The organism is Paucibacter aquatile (assembly GCF_002885975.1).
Taxonomy (GTDB): Bacteria; Pseudomonadota; Gammaproteobacteria; order Burkholderiales; family Burkholderiaceae_C; genus Paucibacter_A; species Paucibacter_A aquatilis.
In genome coordinates this window covers 1,850,418-1,869,663 of the sequence record NZ_POSP01000003.1, presented here as the reverse complement: position 1 = coordinate 1,869,663, position 19,246 = coordinate 1,850,418, and the positions used below count along the sequence as shown (strand labels likewise).

The 19,246-nt window shown below is 68.0% G+C and carries 20 protein-coding genes; 12 read left to right on the top strand and 8 right to left on the bottom strand.

Annotation, left to right across the window (positions count from 1 at the left end; translation table 11 throughout):
- Window positions 1-21: 21 nt before the first annotated feature.
- Window positions 22-1,113 carry a helix-turn-helix transcriptional regulator gene (locus C1O66_RS11260; protein WP_165794566.1) on the bottom strand — a complete coding sequence of 364 codons (1,092 nt, stop codon included), beginning with the start codon at window positions 1,111-1,113 and terminating at the stop codon, window positions 22-24.
- 166 nt (window positions 1,114-1,279) lie between these two features.
- Between C1O66_RS11260 and C1O66_RS11255 the strand changes: the two genes are divergently transcribed.
- The 5 genes from C1O66_RS11255 (at window position 1,280) to C1O66_RS11235 (ending at window position 6,750) form a co-directional block, all read left to right on the top strand.
- On the top strand, window positions 1,280-2,125 hold the full coding sequence (locus C1O66_RS11255; protein WP_102767960.1) for a tRNA-uridine aminocarboxypropyltransferase: 846 nt from the start codon (window positions 1,280-1,282) through the stop codon (window positions 2,123-2,125).
- Window positions 2,126-2,170: 45 nt separating this feature from the next.
- Window positions 2,171-3,562 (top strand): cache domain-containing protein, encoded by a 1,392-nt coding sequence (locus C1O66_RS11250; protein ID WP_102767959.1) that lies wholly within the window; start codon window positions 2,171-2,173, stop codon window positions 3,560-3,562.
- Window positions 3,559-4,197 carry a response regulator gene (locus C1O66_RS11245; protein WP_102767958.1) on the top strand — a complete coding sequence of 213 codons (639 nt, stop codon included), beginning with the start codon at window positions 3,559-3,561 and terminating at the stop codon, window positions 4,195-4,197. The genes C1O66_RS11250 and C1O66_RS11245 overlap by 4 nt, the downstream gene beginning before the upstream one ends.
- 227 nt (window positions 4,198-4,424) lie before the next feature.
- On the top strand, window positions 4,425-6,497 hold the full coding sequence (locus C1O66_RS11240; protein ID WP_102769603.1) for a carbon starvation CstA family protein: 2,073 nt from the start codon (window positions 4,425-4,427) through the stop codon (window positions 6,495-6,497).
- A gap of 49 nt (window positions 6,498-6,546) precedes the next feature.
- Window positions 6,547-6,750: a YbdD/YjiX family protein gene (locus C1O66_RS11235; RefSeq protein ID WP_102769604.1), complete on the top strand. Its 204-nt coding sequence runs from the start codon at window positions 6,547-6,549 to the stop codon at window positions 6,748-6,750.
- A gap of 350 nt (window positions 6,751-7,100) precedes the next feature.
- On the opposite strand, the gene C1O66_RS11230 is transcribed toward C1O66_RS11235, so the two are convergent.
- Both C1O66_RS11230 and C1O66_RS11225 read right to left on the bottom strand, forming a co-directional pair.
- On the bottom strand, window positions 7,101-7,508 hold the full coding sequence (locus C1O66_RS11230; protein WP_102767957.1) for a DUF1801 domain-containing protein: 408 nt from the start codon (window positions 7,506-7,508) through the stop codon (window positions 7,101-7,103).
- A gap of 63 nt (window positions 7,509-7,571) precedes the next feature.
- Entirely contained in the window at window positions 7,572-7,958 is a 387-nt protein-coding gene (locus tag C1O66_RS11225; protein ID WP_133155178.1) for a hypothetical protein, read from the bottom strand.
- An 85-nt stretch (window positions 7,959-8,043) separates the two neighbouring features.
- Between C1O66_RS11225 and C1O66_RS11220 the strand changes: the two genes are divergently transcribed.
- The 6 genes from C1O66_RS11220 to C1O66_RS11200 all read left to right on the top strand — a co-directional run bounded on the left by C1O66_RS11220 (window position 8,044) and on the right by C1O66_RS11200 (window position 12,161).
- The gene (locus C1O66_RS11220) at window positions 8,044-8,676 is read left to right on the top strand and encodes an ABC transporter ATP-binding protein (protein WP_243392773.1); all 633 of its coding nucleotides are present in this window, start codon (window positions 8,044-8,046) and stop codon (window positions 8,674-8,676) included.
- Window positions 8,677-8,795: 119 nt separating this feature from the next.
- A complete protein-coding gene (locus tag C1O66_RS11215) occupies window positions 8,796-9,557 on the top strand; it encodes a peptidoglycan-binding domain-containing protein (RefSeq protein WP_102767955.1) in 762 nt (253 codons plus the stop codon).
- 66 nt (window positions 9,558-9,623) lie between these two features.
- On the top strand, window positions 9,624-10,802 hold the full coding sequence (locus C1O66_RS11210) for a hypothetical protein (RefSeq protein WP_102767954.1): 1,179 nt from the start codon (window positions 9,624-9,626) through the stop codon (window positions 10,800-10,802).
- Between the two features lie 110 nt (window positions 10,803-10,912).
- Window positions 10,913-11,047: a hypothetical protein gene (locus C1O66_RS24620; protein ID WP_279305046.1), complete on the top strand. Its 135-nt coding sequence runs from the start codon at window positions 10,913-10,915 to the stop codon at window positions 11,045-11,047.
- 20 nt (window positions 11,048-11,067) lie between these two features.
- Window positions 11,068-11,598 (top strand): hypothetical protein, encoded by a 531-nt coding sequence (locus C1O66_RS11205; RefSeq protein WP_102767953.1) that lies wholly within the window; start codon window positions 11,068-11,070, stop codon window positions 11,596-11,598.
- 20 nt (window positions 11,599-11,618) lie between these two features.
- The gene (locus C1O66_RS11200) at window positions 11,619-12,161 is read left to right on the top strand and encodes a GNAT family N-acetyltransferase (RefSeq protein ID WP_165794565.1); all 543 of its coding nucleotides are present in this window, start codon (window positions 11,619-11,621) and stop codon (window positions 12,159-12,161) included.
- A gap of 9 nt (window positions 12,162-12,170) precedes the next feature.
- On the opposite strand, the gene C1O66_RS11195 is transcribed toward C1O66_RS11200, so the two are convergent.
- Both C1O66_RS11195 and alkB read right to left on the bottom strand, forming a co-directional pair.
- Window positions 12,171-12,653 (bottom strand): OsmC family protein, encoded by a 483-nt coding sequence (locus tag C1O66_RS11195; protein WP_102767951.1) that lies wholly within the window; start codon window positions 12,651-12,653, stop codon window positions 12,171-12,173.
- Window positions 12,654-12,690: 37 nt separating this feature from the next.
- A complete protein-coding gene (gene alkB / locus C1O66_RS11190; RefSeq protein ID WP_102767950.1) occupies window positions 12,691-13,344 on the bottom strand; it encodes a DNA oxidative demethylase AlkB in 654 nt (217 codons plus the stop codon).
- A gap of 292 nt (window positions 13,345-13,636) precedes the next feature.
- Here alkB and C1O66_RS11185 point away from each other — a divergent pair, with 292 nt between their 5' ends.
- Window positions 13,637-16,624, top strand: a complete 2,988-nt coding sequence (locus C1O66_RS11185; protein WP_102767949.1) for an adenosylcobalamin-dependent ribonucleoside-diphosphate reductase — start codon at window positions 13,637-13,639, stop codon at window positions 16,622-16,624.
- A gap of 37 nt (window positions 16,625-16,661) precedes the next feature.
- Here C1O66_RS11185 and C1O66_RS11180 read toward each other — a convergent pair whose 3' ends face one another.
- The 3 genes from C1O66_RS11180 to C1O66_RS11170 are packed head-to-tail and all read right to left on the bottom strand — an operon-like array spanning window position 16,662 to window position 19,220.
- Entirely contained in the window at window positions 16,662-17,246 is a 585-nt protein-coding gene (locus C1O66_RS11180) for an OmpA family protein (RefSeq protein ID WP_165794564.1), read from the bottom strand.
- Window positions 17,206-18,603 carry a sensor domain-containing diguanylate cyclase gene (locus tag C1O66_RS11175; RefSeq protein ID WP_102767947.1) on the bottom strand — a complete coding sequence of 466 codons (1,398 nt, stop codon included), beginning with the start codon at window positions 18,601-18,603 and terminating at the stop codon, window positions 17,206-17,208. The genes C1O66_RS11180 and C1O66_RS11175 overlap by 41 nt, the downstream gene beginning before the upstream one ends.
- Entirely contained in the window at window positions 18,600-19,220 is a 621-nt protein-coding gene (locus C1O66_RS11170) for a YfiR family protein (RefSeq protein ID WP_102767946.1), read from the bottom strand. Before C1O66_RS11170 ends, C1O66_RS11175 begins: the two co-directional genes overlap by 4 nt.
- Window positions 19,221-19,246: the final 26 nt, after the last annotated feature.

Genomic DNA, 19,246 nt, shown 5'->3' with positions numbered 1-19,246 from the left:
CCTGCGGCAGGCGGGGCTGAATCAGCGGCTCTCGCTCGGCCGCTCGCCAAAGCGGCGCAAGTAAGCCTGGCTGAACTTGCCGGCGCTTTGAAAACCCCAGCGCTGCGCCAGCTCAGCAATGCGGCCGGCCTGACCCTGGCGCAGCTCGGCGCGGGCGCGGTCCAGGCGCAGCTGGCGCAGGTAGGCCATGGGCGTGAGGCCCAGATGCTCATTGAAATGGCGCAGCAGGCTGCTGACGCTGACACAGGCGGCTGCGGCGATATCGCTCAGCAGGATCTCGCTCTGGGCATGGGCGTCGAGGTAGTCCAGCGCGCGGCTCAGGCTGCGCGGCAGCAGGGGCTCCTCGCGGCGCTTGTGCTGGGCCGCGGCAGCGGGGCCGAGTGCGGTCTGCTCATGCAGCAAGCTCAGTCCCATCATCTCCACCCAGCGCTCGATCAGCAGGGGCGGCATGGCGCCATCGCCCTGCTGCAGCAGGCCGCTGGCTTGCCGCGCCATGAAGTGCAGCTTCTGCGCCAGGCCGGGGGCGAGCTTGGGCTGCAAGCGTGCAGGCGGCGCCTCTGCGCCCGGCACGGCCCACAGGGCGGAGCTCAGGCGCAGCAGGGGCTCGCGCGGCAGGGCGATCTCCACAAAATGCGAATCGGCCGCGAACTGGGCCCGCTCCACCTCGGCCGGGTTGAAGACCAGGCCTTCACCGGCGCGCGCCAGGCATCCGCCCTCGTTCAGCATCTGCAGGCGCACCGAGCCGGACAGCACCAGGCCCACCAGCAGATGCGGCGCGTGCTCAGCTGGCGCGCTGCTGTCCTGAGAGCGCACGTTCAGGACAAAGCTGTTGCGCGATTCGGTCAGAAACAGCTGGGGCGCCGCGCCGGCTTGCAGGGCGCTCGGCGCCTGCACCAGCTCCAAGTTCAGGCGCGCGGCCCGGTCCCGGCCCCAGGACGCAATCTCGCGATGCGCCGAGGGCGCGCGTGCGTTCAGCTCGGCGAAATAGTGTTCGATGCCCTCGCGCGAGGCGAACTGGACGGAGCGCAGCACCGGCGGTCGGGGCGGTGGTGGAGTTGCTAACTTGCGCGAGGCCTGGCCTCGGGCGGCCGAGGGTTGCGATGCATCATTCATGCCGAAAGAGTCGTGCGCTGAGCCGGGGTCCGCCTGCATCGGCGGGCAGAGGGTTCGGTCCAGTATGAAGCAGCGCAGCCGGTGCACCCTCCCGGCATAACCCGCAGATGCGCGGTGTGCGCCCGCGAGGGGCAGCTGGGGGGGGCTGGCCCTAGACTCCGCATCTATGTCTCTTGTGTCCCCCTTTGATCTGGAGCCCGCTCTGGATCTGCTGCTCGCTGACCATGCGGTCGCCCGCCTGCGCGCGGCCTGTCTGCTGACGGACACCGCCAACACACGGCCGCGCCTGGACCGAGGTGAGCCGCGCATCGAGCGCTGCGCGCGCTGCCGCCTGATCCCCAGCCACTGCATGTGCCATCTGCGGCCGGTGCTGAGCGTGCCGCCGCAAGGCCATCGGCCGGCGGCGGTGTGCCTGATCATGGCGCCTTTCGAGGCGCTCAAACCCAGCAACACCGGCTGGTTGATTGCCGACGTGCTGCCCGAGACACAGGCTTTCGTCTGGTCGCGCGTGCAGGTGGAGCCGGGGCTGCTGGCGCTGCTGGCCGATCCGCAGTGGCAGGCCTTTGTGGTCTTCCCGGGCGAGTTTGCCGATCCGGGGCGTGAGGTGGTGACCGAGCTGGCACCGATCCTGGCTGAAGCCGCCCAGGTGCCGGAAGGTCGGGCCAAGCGCCCGCTATTCATCCTGCTCGACGGCACCTGGTCGGAGGCACGCAAGATGTTCCGCAAAAGCCCCTACCTGGCCCGTCTGCCGGTGCTGAGCCTGCAGCCCGAGCAACTCTCGCGTTACCGCCTGCGCCGCTCGCACCACGAGCACCATTTCTGCACCTCAGAAGTGGCGGCCCTGTGCCTGGCCCTGGCCGGCGATGAGGTGGCGGCCCAGACGCTGGAGGCGTACCTCGATGTCTTCAGCAGCCGCTACCTGCGCGCCAAGCAAAGCGTGCCGGCGGATGAGGGCGATGAGGGGCACCAGCGATTGCGGGTGTTGGCGGCGGAGCAGGCACGACGAGCCTGAAGAACTCGGCACCGCCGACAAAGGCGACAAACCCGACAATGCCGCATGGCCCTGCAACTCCGCACCAAATTCATCCTCCTCGCCGTCCTGCCCCTGGTGGCCAGCCTCTTGCTGATCGCGCTGGCGGTGCGGCATCAGGAGCGGGAGCTGGTGCAGCGCGAACATGCGCTGGTGGAGCGGGCGTATATGGAGGCGCGGCGGGCGGAGCTGAAGTCCTACGTGGCGCTGGCGGTCAGCACGGTGAAGCCGTTGTACGAGGCGCCGGGGGACCCGCTGGCGCAGCGGGCGCAGGCGCTGAAGCTGCTGGCCTCGCTGGACTATGGGCCGGACGGTTACTTCTTCGTCTACGACCTGGACGGCAACTCCCTGATGCACTCGCGCCAGCCCGAGTTGGTGGGCCGCAATTTGTGGGACATGCGCGATCCGCAAGGCCGGCCGACCATCCAGGAGCTGATCGCGCAGGCGCGCCAGGGCGGAGGCTTTGTCGACTACCTCTGGCGCCGGCCGTCCAATGGCCAGGTCGAGGCCAAGCTCGGTTATGTGGTGCCGCTGGAGCGCTGGGGCTGGATGATTGGCACGGGGCTCTACCTCGGCGACCTGCACGCCACCATGGAGCAGCTGGACGCCCAGGCCAGCAGCAATATCGCCACCACCTTGCTGTGGATTGCCGGCATCGCTGTCTTCGGCGTGGCCTTGATCAGCAGCACGGGGCTCTTGCTCAACGTCAGTGAGCAGCGGGTGGCCGATGCGAAACTGCGCTTGCTGGCCCACCAGGTGGTGCAGTCGCAAGAGGATGAGCGCGCCCATCTGGCGCGCGAGCTGCACGATGGCACCAGCCAGACCCTGGTGGCGACCAAGCTGCTGGTGGAATCGGCCGTTGATGCGCTGGAGGCCGGGCGGCCGCTGCCGGCGCGTGTGCTGGCCACGGCGTTGGAGCGGCTCAAGACCTGCCTGGACGAGGTGCGGCGCATCTCGCACCGCCTGCGCCCGGCCATGCTGGATGACAGCCTGGGCTTGCCGGCTGCGCTGCAAACCCTGGGCCGTGAGTTTGAGGACGATGGCGGCGCGGGTTCGGTGGCGGTCAGCGTGCAGGGAGAGCCGGTGGAGCTGCCCGAGCTGGTCAAGACCGTGCTGTTCCGCGTGGCGCAAGAGGCGCTGACCAATGCGGCCAAGCATGCGGCGGCCGCGCATCTGCAGCTGGATCTGAGCTTCGAGGTCGGCCGGGTGCGGCTGCAGATCAGCGATGATGGCGCCGGCTTTGACGAAGCCGCCGTGCAAGAGCATCCGCGCCAGGGCATCGGCCTGCGCAATATGCGCGAGCGCCTGGCCTCTATCGGCGGGCGCTTGCAGATCCGCTCTCAGCCGGGCGCGGGCACCGAGGTCTGGGCCGAGGTGCCGCTGTCTTTGAACCCTGCCGCTTCCATGGCCTCCGCATGAACTCAGTTTTCGCTTCCGCCCCGATCCGCATTGCCCTGGTGGACGACCACCCGCTGGTGCGCGACGGCCTGCGTTTGCGCCTGGGCGCGGTGCCCGAGTTTGCGGTGGTGGGCGAGGCCGGTGATGCGCGCGAGGCCCTGGCCTTGCTGGCGCACACGGCGGTGGACATCGTGCTGATGGATGTGGGCATGAAGGAGGTCAGCGGCATCGAGCTGGCCGCCGACTTGCTGCAGCGCCAGCCGGGCCTGCGCGTGCTGATGCTGAGCATGTACGACAACCCCGAGTACGTGCAGCGTGCCCTGCAGGCTGGCGCCCAGGGCTATGTGCTCAAGGACGCGCCGGCCAGCGAGATCGTGGCCGCCATCCAGGCCGTGGCGGGTGGGGGCACGTTTTTGAGCCCGGCGGTGTCGCGCCGCCTGTTCCGCGCCCAGACGCCTCGCCCCTTGCTCTCGCCGCGCGAGAGCGAGGTACTGGCCGCGCTGGGCCGCGGCGAGTCGAGCAAGCAGATCGCCGCTGCCATGGACCTGAGCGTGCGCACGGTGGAAGCGCATCGGCAGAACATCAAGCGCAAGCTCAATCTCGAGGGACAGGCGGAGTTGATCAAGTATGCCGTCGAGCATTCAGGGCAGGCGTGAACAGGTGAACAGGTGAACAGGTGAACGGTTGAGCGTGCGAGTTGAATCCTGGCGCTTCAAACCAGATCATCAGGGTTGACCCTTAAGTGATGCCACGCGCCGCCGCGCGTGGTCTGACGGATGCGCGCAGCCGGCCGCTGGCCGAGACTGCGGCCACGCAGCGGTCCCCCTCGTTTTTCCTCTCTCGTTCCCACAGCCAAGACCGCGCGGATCAGGAGACAAAACTCATGTCCTCGAACATCAGGCGCCACCTCGGGTGGCTTCTGGTCGCGGTGCTGGGCGCTTTTGCGCTGGCCACCGTGGCCCTGGGCCGCGGCGAAGCGGTCAGTGCTCTGTGGGTGGTGGTGGCCGCGATCTGCGTCTACCTGATCGCCTACCGCTACTACAGCCTCTTCATCGCCAGCCGCGTGCTGGAGCTGGACCCGCGGCGCCAAACGCCCGCCTGGCGGCACAACGACGGTCTGGACTATGTGCCGACCAACCAATACGTGCTCTACGGCCACCACTTCGCCGCCATCGCGGGCGCCGGCCCGCTGGTCGGCCCGGTGCTGGCCGCGCAGATGGGCTATCTGCCCGGCTTGCTGTGGCTGCTGGCTGGTGTGGTGTTCGCGGGCGCGGTGCAGGACTTCATCGTCCTCTTCATCAGCACCCGCCGCGATGGCCGCTCGCTGGGCGATCTGGTCAAGCAGGAGATGGGCCTGGTGCCGGGCCTGATCGCGCTGTTCGGCGCCTTCATGATCATGATCATCATCCTGGCCGTGCTGGCGCTGATCGTGGTCAAGGCCCTGGCGCATTCGCCCTGGGGCACCTTCACCGTGGCGGCCACCATTCCCGTGGCGCTGTTCATGGGTGTGTACCTGCGCTATCTGCGCCCGGGCCGCATCGGCGAGATTTCCATCATCGGCTTTGTGCTGCTGATGCTGTCCATCGTCGGCGGCCAGTGGGTGCATGAGAGCCCGGTCTGGGGCCCGATCTTCACCTTCGAGGGCACGACGCTGACCTGGATGTTGATCGGCTACGGTTTTGTCGCCGCCTCCATCCCCGTGTGGCTGCTGCTGGCCCCGCGTGACTACCTGTCCACCTTCCTGAAGATCGGCACCATCGTGGCCCTGGCCATCGGCATCGTCTTCGTCGCACCGACGATGCAGATGCCGGCCATCACCCAGTTCGCCGCCGGCAATGGCCCCGTCTGGTCGGGTGATCTCTTCCCCTTCCTGTTCATCACCATTGCCTGCGGTGCCGTCTCGGGCTTCCATGCGCTGATCTCTTCGGGCACCACGCCCAAGATGCTGGAGAACGAAACCCACGCGCGCTTCATCGGCTACGGCGGCATGTTGGCCGAGAGCTTTGTGGCGGTGATGGCCCTGGTGGCCGCCTCCTGCATCGAGCCGGGCGTGTACTTCGCCATGAACAGCCCGGCCGCCCTGGTGGGCAAGACGCCCGAGGCCGTGGCCGCCACGCTCTCGACCTGGGGCTTTGTCATCACGCCCGAGATGCTGGTGCAAACCGCCAAGGACGTGGGCGAGAACACCATCCTGGCGCGCGCCGGTGGTGCCCCGACCCTGGCCGTAGGCATGGCGCAGATCCTGCACCAGGCGATTGGCGGCAAGGCCATGATGGCCTTCTGGTACCACTTCGCCATCTTGTTCGAGGCGCTCTTCATCCTGACCGCCGTGGACGCGGGCACCCGCGCCGGCCGCTTCATGCTGCAAGACCTGCTGGGCAGTTTTGTGCCCGCCCTCAAGCGCACCGATTCGCTGCCCGCCAATCTGATCGCCACCGCGCTGTGCGTGGCGGCTTGGGGTTATTTCCTCTACCAGGGCGTGGTCGATCCGCTGGGCGGCATCAACACCTTGTGGCCGCTGTTCGGCATCGCCAACCAGATGTTGGCCGCCGTGGCCCTGATGCTGGGCACCGTGGTGCTGTTCAAGATGAAGAAGCAGCGCTATGCCTGGGTGACGGCCCTGCCGGCCCTGTGGCTGCTGATCTGCACCATGACCGCCGGCTGGCTGAAGATTTTCTCGTCCGACGCAAAGGTGGGCTTCCTGGCCCATGCCAGCAAGTACAGCAAGGCCCTGGCCGAAGGCCAGCTGCTGGCCCCGGCCAAGACGCCCGAAGCCATGAGCCGCGTGGTCTTCAACGACCGCCTGGACGCCGCCCTGTGCGTGCTCTTCATGTTCGTGGTGGTTAGCGTGCTGATCTACAGCGTGCGCGCCATCCTGGCCGCGCGGGCCTCGGCCCAGCCCACGGCGCAGGAAACGCCCTTTGTGGCTTTGTCGGCTGCCGCTGCGGCACGCTGAGTGTCAAGCCATGGCTGCTGCTGACGACGTGATCGAACAGGCGCGCGAACTGCGCCAGCGTGTCGGCCAGGCCGGCCGCTACCTGGCCCAGGGCCTGCGCCTGATGGTCGGTTTCCCCGACTTCGACACCTACCGCGAACACATGGCCCGCACCCACCCCGACCAGCCGGCCATGACCTACGAGCAGTTCTTTCGCGAGCGCCAGGCCGCTCGTTACGGCGGGGCGGATGGGCGGATGAGCCGCTGCTGCTGACCCGGCGGGCGGTTGCCGGCATAGAGCAGCCGTTGATGATGGGGCTTGTGCCAAGGGGCGTCGGGCGAGTGCTTCCGCTCATGTCCTCCGGCCTGTGCTGCGCACAGGCCTCCCCCTTTACTTCGCTTCAGCACTCACCCGACACCCCTTGTCAGTGCGACCGCTCGGTGTTTTCGTCGAAGGAGCAAGGCCTCGCTGGATCGGGACGGCTGGGTGCTCTGCGAAGTGAAGTAAAGGAGGAGACCCCAGCCGCAGGCTGGGGTCGGGGGACATGAACGGAGCAGAGCGCCCAGTCGGCCCGATCAAAACCCGACCCAAGGGCTGCAATGTGCCGTTTTCGGCCGTCGACCTCAGACCTTCTTGCTGTTGAAGGCCTGCGTTACCAACTGCTCCAACGCGCCTGCGTTCACATCGGCCAGCCGCTTCAAGTAGACGCAGCCCTTGCCGCGCTTGAGCTTGCCCAGCGCATCCAGCAAGGGCTCGGCCTCGTCAAACCCTGTCAGGCCGTAGAGTGCGATGTCCGCCGACCGAGAGGCAAAGCCCACGGCGCAAATTTCCCCGGTCTTGCCGCCCGCCAGCGGGTAGCGGTGCAGGCCGAAGCCGACGATGGCGCTGCCCCACATCACGGCAGGCTGGCCGGTGGCGCGCTGCATCAAGTCGGCCAGCGCGAGGCAGTCAGCGCGGCGGGTGGTATCGGCAATCGCGTTCAGGTAGGCGGCCACATCGGCGGCTGTGGCTTGGGTTTTGTTGGCAGGCATCGCTCGGGGCTTTCAAGTCTCGGTCGGGGGAGATGGTGAGGGGCAGGCCAGCGTCGGCTTCCTTCAGGGCAGCCGTTCGTCAGCCTCCTCGTTCAATCGCAAGAAGGTGCCCGCAGCATCGAACTTCAGGCCGAGCTGGCCGATCCAGACAAACCCCTCCTTCTCAAAAGGCTCGCTCTCGGGCACGGGCTGTCGCGCAGCCTCGATCAGGGCCTGTCGGGTGTACGAACCCTTGGCCATCGTTCGAACCAGGGCCCTGGTTTGCGCCAGCGCCTGGCGAGTTTCTGCTGCAGAGATTTCGGCATAGCTTCGGGTGATGCCGGCGTCGATCGCTTGATACGCCCACCAGGCGTTGGAGCCGATCAGGGCGGCGATGAGCGCAAGGACGAGGTGGCGAGGGTGTCGCATGGGCAAGAGGCTCCTGTTGTGAGGAGGGGTGAGCGCATTCATCGGAATTGTGCGGTCGCGGCCAGCGCTCTCGACCTCCCGCCGCGTTCCCTGAGAATGAGTGCGCCCCACTTCTTGCGAATGCTCCATGTTGTCCCCCGATCCATCCCAGGCTGTCTATCGCGCCCACGGCCTTAGCCTCGCCCATCCCGACCCCGGCCAGCCGCCCCTGATCCAGGACCTGAGTTTCGAGCTGCGGCCGGGCCTGAGCCTGCTGCGCGGCGGCGATGGCCGAGGCAAGACGCGCTGCTTGCGCTTGATCGCGGGGCGGCTGGGTGCGCCGCTCGCGGGCCAGATCGAATGCAGCTTGGCTCCTGCAGACATCTTTTTCGAGGACCCGACCGACCCGGCGCTGGACGCCCAACTGGCCTCGGCGTGGCTGAGCGGCCTACGCCAGCGCTATGCCGACTGGCGCGCCGACCTGGAGCCGGCCCTGGTTGAGGGTTTTGCGCTGGCGCCGCATCTGGACAAGCCGCTCTACATGCTTTCCGCCGGCAGCCGGCGCAAGCTGGGCTTGCTGGCGGCCGCTGTTTGCGGCGCGCGCCTGACCCTGCTGGACACGCCGTTTGCCGCCCTCGACGGGCGCTCCATCCGCCTGCTGGGCGAGCTGCTGCAAGAGGCCGCAGCGCAGCGCGAGCGTGCCTGGCTGCTGGCCGACTACGAGCGGCTGGCCTGTCTTCAAGGCATATCGCTTCAGACCGAGATCGATCTCGGCGACTGAAACGATCCGCAGCGCGCCACTATTCACGCGGCACCTGGGGATGGCCGGCCGGCTCGTGAGCCCCTAGCGTCTGACTCGCCCCGCAGCGTCGCGGGAGTTCAGCGAGCAAGGAGCATGGCATGGCATACGGTGATCGGGTCCTGCAACAAGGGCTCAAGGGTGAGGATGTGGTGGAGCTGCAGCTGCGCCTGGCGGGCTACCGCGGCACGCTGCTCGATGGCGACTTTGGCTCGGGCACCGAGCTGCAGGTCAAGAGCTTCCAGCGCGACTACATGAGGCTGAGCGCTCCCAGCGGCGTGGTGGACCGCGCCACTTTTCTGGCCATCGACGAGCTGGCCAGCCGCTTCCCCATCGACTTTGCGCAGCTGCGCTGCCCTTGCGGGGTCTGCAGCGGTTTCGGCCAGGGCCGCTTCAAAGGGCGCTACATGCCCGGCGGCGAGGGCCAAGAGAAATTCCACCGCTACGAGTACCCCGGAATCCACCGCCTGATCCTCTGGGCGGCGCGGGCCTTGTTTGCCTACCGCGAGGACATTCGCTTCAGCTTCTCCTCGGGCTACCGCTGTGCGGTCGAGAACGAGCGCAAGGGCCGCACCACCACCAACCACCACGGCAAGGCGGTGGACATCGACACCGTGCTGGCGCCCGGCATGGGCAAGCGCGAAGACCTGGAGCGCTGCAACGCGCTGCGCAGCCTGCTGGTCGAAAAGTCCAACGCCCAGATCGGCTGGCTGGCCCGCAACCGCAAATCGCTGGAACCCTCGGACATTGCGCCCACCTGGGTCCACTACGACGTGCGCGAGTACGAGAGCAAATACCTGCGCGACGAGTTCTTCTGCCGCGATCTGGCCGGGCTGGACCGGCGCCTGCCGATCACGGTCTGAGCGGCTGGCAGCGAGCACAACCATCGCCAACGCGACAGCATGCGTTCATGATTCAGGAGTTACGCCATGCAGACAGATATCGGCTTCGTCATCGAAGGACAGCTCCACACAGTTGACGGCAAAGATCTCCTGCGCCTTTTGCAGCGCTGCACCGCGGCGCTGCAGAACCGCGTGCCGACCGGCCAGGACCTGGGAAAGGGCACGTCGCAGGAGCCGTTTCGTCTGACCTCGGCCCAGGCTTGGTTGTACTGCGCGCGTGCCAAGTTCAAGGGTGGCAACAAGTACGTGGCCGTAGCCGGCCGCATGATCGAGAAGCAGGACAAGGGCTTTTACGTCTCCGACCAGGGCCCGGTCTGGCAGCACAAGGAGGGCTATTCGCCCGCCAAATCGGTCAAAGCCCTGGGCGGCGGCGACCCGACCTATCCGACCTTGGCCAAGCTAGCCCAGGATCCGATCAACCTGTTCCCGGCCACTGCGGCGGCGCGCAGCGAAGGTCGACTCGACAGCCGCAGCCTGGCGCCAGCCTGGAACGATGTGGCCGGCACCGACAAGGCCGTCGCCGCCATGCGCGCCATGCTTAAGGGCACGGAGTTGAGCCGGAGCGATTTGGGCCGGCATTACGCGCGCATGCAGACCATCCTGCCGGTGCTGACGGTGGCCATGTTTCTGTCTGAGCCGGCGCGCAACGGCCGCGCATTCGCGATCAATCTGATGTTGCTCGATCTGGCCGCGCATGGCGAGGCTTTCACCGAGCATGGCTTCAATCGTTTCACCCTGGACCAGATGCTCTGGCATCCGGACGGCCTGGACGACTGCGCCACCGGTGATCTGCTGGCCCGGCCACTGCGGGCTCCTCGGTCAAAGAACGACCGCACCTTCGACCAGATCCGTACCAAGGGCCAGCTGCATCTGGTCGGCGGAATCATGCCGGCCAGCCCCACGGGTGGGGCGCTGAGCACCGAGGCGGTAGCCGAACGTCCCGCCAGCGGCCAGACCCTGGCTCCCCGCGACTACCGCTTTGACTTCATCCACATGAAAGAGCTGTCTGTGTTGACACGCTGGTTGCAGCGCCAGGTGCCCGGCTGTCGTTCCTTGAGTCGATTCCGCCTGAGGCGGAATGAACAGGCTTTGGACTACAACAGCATCGTCTTTCCCGAGGACGGTAAGACCAGCCCGGTCCGGCAGAAGATGCGCGAAATCAAGACGGCGATCGAACGGCGCTTGGCCAGTCTGGATGCCCTTTGAGCTCGATTCGGGGACTGGATGAAAGCCGGCCGAGCCAGTCCGCCGGGTCATTCCGGTGAGCCGGCGTTGGCCTTGCGGACATTGCCGCCGAAGTAACGCGCGCGTTCCGGGTGCCTTTGCTGCTGACCGGCCTAGCGGGCAACGCCTACTTCGACGACATTGTTGATCGCCTGATGCCGCTGCTGGACCTGGTCTGGTTGCCGCTGGCGGCGGCCCCGCAGCTAGACTTCCCACTGTTCGGTTAGCCGGTGAGTGAGATAGAAAAATGAGTGAACAGCAGCAGCAGCGCCTGATCGTGGGCGTCGACAAATTCGAGAACATCGTCGCCTTGTTGCTGGAAGAAGCGGGCTTTTGGGTGCGCCGGGGTTTCAAGGTGGCGCTGACGCAGGATGAAAAGCGCCAGATCGGCAAGACCTCGGCGCCCAAGCCCGAGATCGACATGCTGGCCTACCACCCGGGCCGCCAGGAGTTGCTGGTGCTGGAGGTCAAGGCCTACCAGGACACCCCCGGCGTCAAGCTGGCGCAGATGCAGGAAGTTCACGAGGTGCCCACCGGCCGCTTCAAGCTCTTCACCAGCGATCTCTACCGCCAGGTGGTCTTCACCCGTCTGCAGCAGCAGCTGCTGGAGCTGGGCCAGATCGCTGAGCACACCCAGCTGCGACTGGGCCTGATCCCGGGCAAGGTCAACCAGGGCCAGAGCGAGGCCTTGCGTGCGCTGATGCAGGAGCGCGACTGGTTCTTCTGGTCGCCGGACGAGGTCAAGGCCAAGGTGGCGGCGCGCTCGGCGCAGGGTTGATGGCCGTGGCTGAAACCGGCATGAGCGCTTCGCTGGAGGACGCGCTGCCGCAGCGCAGCGCGCGGGTGCTTTTGCGCCGCTTGCGTGCCGGTGATCTGGCGGACTTTCAGGCTTACCGCCAGGACCCGCAGGTCGGGCTGTACCAAGGCTGGCAGGCGCAGAGCGATGCCCAGGCCCTGGCCTTTTTGCAGGAGATGGCCAGCGCGCCCCTGTTGCAGCCCGGCGCCTGGTGCCAGCTCGGCCTGGCCGAGACGGGCAGCGATCGCTTGATCGGTGACATCGGCCTGTGCCTGGCGGCCGACTCGGCGTCCGTCGAGATCGGTTTCAGCCTGCATGCGGCCCGCCAGGGCCAGGGCCTGGCGGCCGAAGGCGTGGGGGCGCTGATCGCTTTGCTGTGGGCGTGTTCGCCGGCGGCCGACGTTCGCGGCATCACCGATGCGCGCAACCTCGGCTCCATCCGCTTGCTGGAGCGCCTGGGCTTTGCGCGGGTGGACAGCCAGGCTGCGGTGTTTCGCGGCGAGGCCTGTGTGGAGCATCACTACCGCTTGCCTCGGCCCGCTTGAATCGCCCGCTCAAGTCACCAGGTAGCTCCAGCTGCCTTCGCAGCGAACGGTGCTGCGCACCGAGTTGGCGATGAAGCAGTGCGTGTGTGCGGCATGGTGCAGGGCTTGCACGGCTGCCTCGTCGGGCGCCTTGGCGCCGCCAAACTGCACTTCGGGCCGCAGCATCACCTCGGTGATGGCGTCCTGCCCGGCTTCGTTCTTGGCCATCAGGCCTTCGGCCGGGTCCTCGTAGTGGCTCACCACATAGCCGGCACGCGCCGCCAGGTCCAGGAACCAGAGCATGTGGCAGCTGGACAGGGCGGCGATGAAGGCCTCTTCGGGGTCCACCGCGCTGGGGTCGGAGAAGGGCAGGCGCACGACGCTGGGCGAGCTGGAGGCCGGCACCTCGGCGCCGCCGTCGAACAGCCAGCGGTGGGCACGGCTGTAGCGCCGGCCGGTGAAGTCTTCATCGGGGCCCAGTGCCCAGCGGATGGTGGCGTGGTGCGTCGACATGGGAGCGATCCTTTGCGGCGGTGGCCCGCATCTTCCGTCATCCCGCGCAGCGCAAGGTCAGGTTGATGCGCTGCTCGCCCAGCAGCGGATGGCGTCCAGGCGCCAGCGCCTGCACCCCGTGGAAGGCCAGGCGCGAGGGCCCGCCCCAGACGAGCACATCGCCATGCTGCAGCGGCCAGCGCGCCGGCCGCTCGCTGCGGCTCAGACCACCGAACAGAAACACGGCCGGCAGGCCCAGGGAGATGGAGACGATGGGCTGGCGTAGGTCCTGCTCGTCGCGGTCCTGGTGCAGGCTCAGCGGCGTGCCGGGCAGGTAGCGGTTGACCAGGCAGGCGTCGGGCCGAAAGCTGGGGTAGCCGGCCTCCTCGGCCACCGCCACGGCCAGCTCGGCGATCACCGGCGGCAGGGCCGGCCAGGGCTGGCCGCTCAGCGGGTCCCTTGATTGGTAGCGGTAGCCGCGCGCGTCCGAAACCCAGCCCAGGGGGCCGCAGTTCGTCATCGCCACCGCCATGCGCCGGCCGCCGGGGGTGAGCCAGTGGCGCAGCGCGGCCGCGGCCATCACGCCCTCGGCGGCGGCCAGCAGCTGGGGTGCCTGGGCCAGCGCCCGGCCGCGCAGCAACACGGCGCCAGGGGCCAGGTCTTGCCGGGCCGGCGGCGGCTCCAGAGCGTCATCAAACAGGTCGAGGTTCATGTGGCGCGAGCCTGGGTGCTTGTCAATTGGTGAAATCTTTTTTGGGTCAAATTCAGCAGCCAAGTTCGCTTGCAAAAGCTTGCAAACCCGAATTCCCGAGGCTTGAAAAGCGAGTGGCCGCTGACATCTTTATTTTTGCGCGGACGCCGCCCAGGCCGGGCAGGGCCATCTGCTGATCCGGGTCAAAACGGGCTCGCTAAGATGCTTGCAGCATGCGCAGCCGGGCTTTCATGGCCCGGCCAGCCGCCACGATCCCGCCACTGATTTTGCTTGCGCTCCCGGAGTACCTCGCATGAGCTCGTCCATCACCCCCCAGGCCACCCAGTTTGATTTCGACAGCGTCCCGCAAGCGCCCCGACAGCCCCTGGCGGCGCCGGCCGCCCTGCCGGCTCAGGAGATCAGCGCCGAGGTGCTGCTGGAGAAATACGCGAAAGGCGAGGAGCAGACCCTGGACGAGCTGCGCCTGCGCGTGGCGCGCGCCCTGGCCCAGGCCGAGGCGCCCGAAGCCCGGGCCGAATGGGAAGCGAAATTTCTCGATGCCCAGCGCCGCGGCTTCGTGCCGGCCGGTCGCATCAATTCTGCCGCCGGCACCGAGCTCAGCGCCACCTTGATCAATTGCTTTGTGCAGCCGGTCGGTGATTCGATTGCCTCGCTGGACGATGGCCACCCGGGCATCTACACCGCGCTGACCGAGGCGGCTGAGACCATGCGTCGCGGCGGCGGTGTCGGTTACGACTTTTCCCGCATCCGCCCGCGCGGCGCCTGGGTCGGCTCGACCCAGAGCAGCGCCTCCGGCCCGGTCAGCTATATGCGGGTGTTCGACCGCAGCTGCGAGACGGTGGAATCGGCTGGCGCCCGCCGTGGCGCGCAGATGGGCGTGCTGCGCTGTGACCACCCCGATGTCGAGGAGTTCATCCGCGCCAAGGACAAGGGCGATCTGAAGAACTTCAACATCTCGGTCGGCGTGACCGATGTGTTCATGCAGGCGGTCGAGGCCAATGGCGAGATCGAGCTGGTGCACAAGGCCGAGCCCGGCGCCAAGCAGCGCGCGGCCGGCGCCTACCAGCGCGGCGATGGACTCTGGGTCTACCGCAAGCTGCAGGCGCGCGAGCTCTGGGACATGGTGATGCGCTCCACGTATGACCATGCCGAGCCCGGCGTGCTCTTCCTGGACCGCATCAACAACGACAACAATCTGTACTACTGCGAGTCCATCTCGGCCACCAACCCCTGTGCCGAGCAGCCCCTGCCGCCCTACGGCTGCTGCTGCCTGGGTTCGGTCAACCTCACGCATTTCGTGCGCCAGCCCTTCGGCCTGGACGCCAGCTTCGACGGCGAGGCCTTTGCCGAGGTCTGCCGCACGGCCACCCGCATGCTGGACAACGTGCTGGACGTGACGCCCTGGCCCCTGCCCGCGCAGCAGCAGGAGGCTCGCAACAAGCGCCGCGTCGGCCTGGGCTTCACCGGCCTGGGTGACACCCTGGTGATGCTGAACCTGCGCTACGACAGCGAGGCCGCGCGCGCCATGGCCAGCGAGATCAGCACCCTGATGCGCGACGCCGCCTACGAGGCCTCGGCCGATCTGGCGCTGGAGCGCGGTGCCTTTCCGCTTTTCAATGCCGACCTCTACCTCTCGGGCGGCAACTTCGCCTCGCGCCTGCCGCAAGGCCTGAAGGACAAGATCCGCGCCCAGGGCCTGCGCAACTCGCACCTGCTGTCGATCGCGCCCACCGGCACCATCAGCCTGGCCTTTGCCGACAACGCCTCCAACGGCATTGAGCCCGCCTTCAGCTGGAGCTACACCCGCAAGAAGCGCATGCCCGATGGCAGCTACAAGGAGTACGCGGTCGAGGACCATGCCTGGCGCCTGTACCGCCATATGTTCGGCAGCGATGCGCCGCTGTCACCGGCCTTCGTCACGGCGCTGGAGCTCTCGGCCTCCGACCATGCCTTGATGGTGGCGGCGGTGGCGCCCTTTGTGGACACCTCGATCTCCAAGACCGTCAATGTGCCGGCCGATTACCCCTATGCCGATTTCCAGGACCTGTACACACAGGCCTGGAAGAGCGGCCTCAAGGGCCTGGCCACCTACCGGCCCAATAGCGTGCTCGGATCGGTGCTCAGCGTTGAATCGGCCCAGCCGGCGCCGGCTGCCGCGGTCAGCTCGCCCGAGCCGCTCAAGCCGGTGGCCTCGGACGGCGGCAACCAGCGCATGTTGGTCTCGCGCCTGCCCAATGCCGTGCTGGCCTCGCTGCGCTGGCCCAGCCGGCCCGAGCTGCCGAATGGCAACCCGGCCTGGAGCTACATGATCCGCCACCCGCATGGCGACTTTGCCCTCTTCGTCGGCGAGCTGCCGGCCGAGGGGCCCGATGCCGGCCTGTTCGGCAAGAACCTGCCCTTTGAGGTCTGGGTCAACGGCGCCGAGCAGCCGCGTGGCCTGTCGGCCGTGGCCAAGACCTTGTCCATGGACCTGCGCAGCAATGACGCGGCCTGGCTGCGCCTCAAGCTCGATGCCCTGGCCACCGTGGCCGAGGAGCGGTCTTTCGAGATGGCCATGCCTCCGGGCGGCGAGCAGCGCCTCTTCCCCGGCGTCGTGGCGGCCACGGCTGCGGTGATCCGCTGGCGTTGCGAGCAGCTCGGCGCCCTGGCCGAGGGCGGCGCCACCCCGGTGATCGATGCCATGTTCAGCCGCGAAGAGCCGCGCACCAGCACCATGGGCACCCTGGCCTGGGCGGTGGACGTGGACAACCCGGCCACCAACGAGCAATTCACACTGACCCTGAAGGAGGTCAGCCTGCCCACGCCGGACGGCGGCTTTGTCACCCGGCCCTGCGCCATGGGCTTCTCGGGCAACTACCCCAAGGCCCTGGACGGCATGGCCCGACTGCTGAGCCTGGACATGCGTGTGATGGACCCGGCCTGGATCGGCATGAAGCTGCGCAAGCTGCTCAATGTCGGCGAGCCTTTGGGTCATTTCATGGCGCCGGTGCCTAACCTCTCGGGTGAGCGGCGCCAGCAGATCTGGCCCTCGACCGTGGCCTATGTCGCGCGCCTGATCATCCACCGCTACGCCATGCTGGGCGTGCTGGACGAACAAGGCCTGCCCCTGGTGGAGATGGGCTTGCTGCAAGCGCCCATCAGCGCGCGCAAGGCCAGCAGCGCCGGCGCCCTGCAGGCCCAGGCCGGCAAGCCCTGCCCGGAATGCGGCAATCGCACCATGATCCACAAGGACGGCTGCGACTTCTGCACCGCCTGTGGCTATGTGGGGCAGTGCGGCTGATCGAGTGAAGCGGTGAACGGGCTTGACGTCCGTTCGCTCAGCCGGCCATCGCGATCAGCACCACGCGCCGGTTCTTGGCACGGTTGGTTTCGTTGCTGTTGTCGGCGATCGGTTTCTCGTGGCCGAAGCCCTGGGTTTTCAGCGCGCTGCTGGGCCAGCCCGCGCCTTGCAGTGCGTGGCTGACGGCGCTGGCTCGGCGCAGGGACAGCTGCTTGTTGTAGCTGGCGTCGCCTACGGCGTCGCTGTGGCCCTCGATTCGCAGCCGTGGCACCTCGACCTCGCGCAGCTGCTGGCCCAGCTCGATCAGGCGCTTTCTCTGCTCCAGCTGCAGGCGGTCGGAATCGAAGCCGAACAGCAGGCTGGTGGCCAGGTTCAACTCCCACTCATCGCCGTTCGGCACAAAGCCCAGCTCTTGCAGGCGGCGCCGTTGCTGCTCGTTCCAGGGCGAGGGCGGTGTGATGACGGCTGCCGTGCCGGGGCTGCTTTGGCAGGCCTGCAAGAGCAGGGGCAGCAGGGGCAGGCCAAGCAGCGCGCGACGCTGCGTCAGGCCGGCGGCCCGGTCATGGGTGTTGAGGCCGGTCTCAGTCCGGGCTGGGTGTGGGGCGTGTCGGGGCTGCTTCAAGTGAACTCCTGCTTGATGAGCCAGGGGCCGGCACGCTGCGTGCCGCCCGCTTGCGCTGGTACATGTCCTGGTCGGCCGCCTTCATCAGCTCGGCAGCACTCAGGCCATGGGTGGGGAAGATCGCCAGGCCGACGCTGATGCCGGGCACCACGATGGATCCATTGGGCAAGGTCACCGGCTGGGCCACGGCACTGCGCAGCTGCTCTGCAATTGCCGGGGCATTGGTAGCCTGGCGCAGGCCATGGACCAGGACCACGAACTCGTCGCCGCCCAGGCGCCCCACCAGGTCCTGTGCGCGCACGCTGCGGCTCAGGCGCTGGGCCACGGCCACCAGCACGCAGTCGCCGGCCTCGTGGCCATGCTCGTCGTTGATGGTCTTGAAGTGATCGGCGTCGATGAAGTAGAGCGAGAAGCAGCCGCCCGCGCGGCTGGCTTGTGACAAGGTGCTGGCCAGCACGCGCTCGAAATGGGCGCGCGTGGCCACGCCGGTCAGGCCGTCGCGAGCGGCCTGGTCGCTGAGCTCGGCATGGGCATGTCGCAGCGCGTCATGCTCGCGCAGCAACTGCTGCTGGTGCTCGCTGAGCTCCTGCAGCAGGGCGTCGAAATCGGCGCTGAGCTGGTCCAGCTCGCGCACGCCCGCACGCGGGGCCTGGCGCAGGGCCAGCAAGGGGCTGTGGGGCTCGCGCAGCTGGCGCATCTGGCGGCTGTGCTCGGCCAGTGCTTGCAGGGGCAGGACCAGGCGATCGGCCAGGCGGTGCGACACGCGCAGCACCGCCACTCCGGCCAGGCCCATGGCCAGCAGCACGCCCGCGGCGGCCCAGCTCATCAGGCTGAGCAGGGCGCTGGCATCGGCCTGCAGCTCCACCACGGCCTGCACCTGGCCCTGGGCCAGCACCGGTGCCTCGGCGCGCACCGGCCAGAGCGATTCGGCCAGCCGGGCCCAGCTGCCCTGGGCATCGGCCTTGCGGTAGCAGGCGAAGTCTTCATCCAGCAGCGTGCCGGCCGCGCCCGGGCGCGGCAGATCGCGCAGGCTGTGGGCACCCAGGCGCACCCGCGCGGCCGACACCGGTTCGTGGAGCAGCAGCTCTTGCAGCAGGGTTTCGGTGGCCTGCCGGTCCTGGAACACCACGGCGGCCTCCACCGAATAGGCCAGCGAGCGTGCCTGCAACTCCAGATTGCGCACCGTGGACAGGTGCAGCAGCAGGGCGGCGCCCACGGTCAGCACCAGACCGACGCTGAGCACCGACAGCCACCCGATGCGCCAGCTGGCCGCACGCATCAGCTCGAGCACGCTGGGCACCGGCCGGGCGTGATGGGCTGGGCCTTGAGCCCAGAGATGGCGCCAGTGCTTGCTCATGCCTTGCGCCCCTGGGGCTTGGCCAGGCGCAGCACCTGAGGGTGCACGCGCAGGCCGCTGCGGGCTACGGCGTCGAGGTTGACCTCGAAGCGGGTGCGGCCGTCCTGGGCCTCGAGGCAGAACATGCCGCCGTCGCTGCAGAACTCGGGCCCACGGCCCAGGGTCAGCACCGCTTGCTGGGCCAGGCTGCGCAGCAGCTGGCGCAGCGGCTCGGGCTGCCAGCCTTCCAGGTAGACGGCCTGGCAATGGGGCGGCAGGGCGCTCTGATTGGCCTCGATCAGATGGACCTCGAGCTGGCGGCCGTCGTGCAGGGGCTGGACCTGGCGGGCGATCTCCTGTGCATCGCTGGCGCTGCGGCTGACGCACAGGCCCAGGGTGGCCGGGCCTTGCGGCCAGCGGGTGTAGCTGACGATGGCTTGCAGGATGGCGCCGGTGGCCAGGGCCGATTGCGCCACCACGGCCTGCTGTGGCAGGGCCTGAGCCTGGCAGGGGCCGCCGGCCAGGCCGCCCAGCAGCAGACCCAGGCCCAGCTCGAGCCGGCGCCGCAGGCGCCCGCGCAGCCACCCGGGCGCGCGCCGCAGCGGGGTCGAGCAGGAGACAAAAAAGGCAGCCAACATTCAGATTCCAAACCAGCCACGCAGGG